Source organism: Nocardia sp. NPDC058497, assembly GCF_042720195.1.
Taxonomy (GTDB): Bacteria; Actinomycetota; Actinomycetes; order Mycobacteriales; family Mycobacteriaceae; genus Nocardia.
Window position 1 is genome coordinate 1 of sequence record NZ_JBHXMY010000955.1, and the last position, 1,430, is coordinate 1,430.

Sequence of the window (1,430 nt, forward strand, 5' to 3'; positions counted from 1 at the left end):
GCCGCCGCTATCACTAACCGGGCGTTTGGTGCTAATCGGAATATTGCCCGGTTACTTGTTTTCCTTTTGTTTGTTGAAATGGACCTCGAACTGGTTGCCGTACGACTCGGTCACCATCGACCGGAACCTGATCTGTGCGTACTGCAGTTGATGCGTAGACAGCTCCCCCACATATCCCCCTCTGATCGATCGCACCAACGATCGCATCGGCGCGGATCCAATACCACTGCAACGCATCATCTTCGCTCAACCTCGGCGCCTTGTCACGCCGAGCCGTACCGCACGGCCGGGTGCTCACCTCGGCGAGGCAGGCCTGCACAGCCACAAGTATGCGATCAATGCTGTGTAGCCCGAGGCTAGCCGTGGTGAAGGTCTAACGCGGCTGCGGAGATCAGGCCGTTTCCGCACGGATCCGGGTCGAGGCTGTAGCGAAGTTCGGGGCGGCCGTCGCACACCCCGATCAGCTGGCCGTCCTCCGACAGTGCCCACAGCCGAGCCCGTGGCGCGAACTCCGCGATGCTCGCGGCGACGATCTCCTGGACCGCCGACGCCAGCATTCCGCAATGTCGAAGAGGTAACGGCGGACGTTGGGTGATTCCATTGTGCGGCACTCATCGTCCGTCGAGCTCACCGGCGCAACGTCAGCCGTGGTGTCACCAGATCCGACATGGCACGATCGTTTGCCGGATTCAGGCTCCGGTCGCGGCCGGGCGTTTCGGGTTGTTTGACCACTGAGACCAGGAGCCCGAGTAGAGGGTGGCGGGGACGCCGGCGACGGCCAGGGCCGCGATCTGGTGGCACGCGGTGACACCGGAGCCGCAGTAGACCGCGACCGGGCCGGCGCCGAACGCGTCGAACCGGGCCCGCAGGTCCTCGGGGGTGCGGAATCGGCCGGTGGCGTCCAGGTTTTCGGTGGTCGGCGCGCTCACCGCCCCGGGGATGTGCCCAGCCTGCGGGTCGACCGGCTCAACCTCACCGCGGTACCGCTCGCCCGCCCTGGCGTCGAGGAGCACTCCCGACCAGGTCGCCGCCCCGTCGGCGTCGATCACCGGCAGCGCGCCGGAACGCACCACCAGGTCGCCGGATACCGGGTCCGGCTCGGCGCCGGTGGCGAGGTCGCCGCCCGCCGTGATCCACGCGGGCAGTCCCCCGTCGAGAATCCGGACGTCATCGACGCCTGCCCAGCGCAACAGCCACCAGGCCCGCGCTGCGGCCATACCGCTGGTCGCGTCGTAGACGACGACCGGCTCGCCCGCACCGAGGCCCCAGCTGCGCGCGCACTTCTCGAAGGTGCCCGGATCGGGCAGCGGATGCCTGCCACGCGCGGGCGCGGGCGCGGCGGCCAGCTCGGTCTCCAGATCGACGTAAAACGCGCCCCGGATTTGACCGGACACGAATTTATGATTTTAACAAATGAAGAGGCCCAGGAA

2 protein-coding genes are annotated in these 1,430 nt (G+C 67.1%); both read right to left on the reverse strand.

Translation table 11 applies throughout. The features are described from left to right. Positions 1-356: 356 nt before the first annotated feature. Positions 357-557 carry a hypothetical protein gene (locus tag ACFWPJ_RS32800; protein ID WP_378857397.1) on the reverse strand — a complete coding sequence of 67 codons (201 nt, stop codon included), beginning with the start codon at positions 555-557 and terminating at the stop codon, positions 357-359. A 132-nt stretch (positions 558-689) separates the two neighbouring features. Next, on the reverse strand, positions 690-1,394 hold the full coding sequence (locus tag ACFWPJ_RS32805; protein WP_378857399.1) for a sulfurtransferase: 705 nt from the start codon (positions 1,392-1,394) through the stop codon (positions 690-692). Positions 1,395-1,430 lie beyond the last annotated feature (36 nt).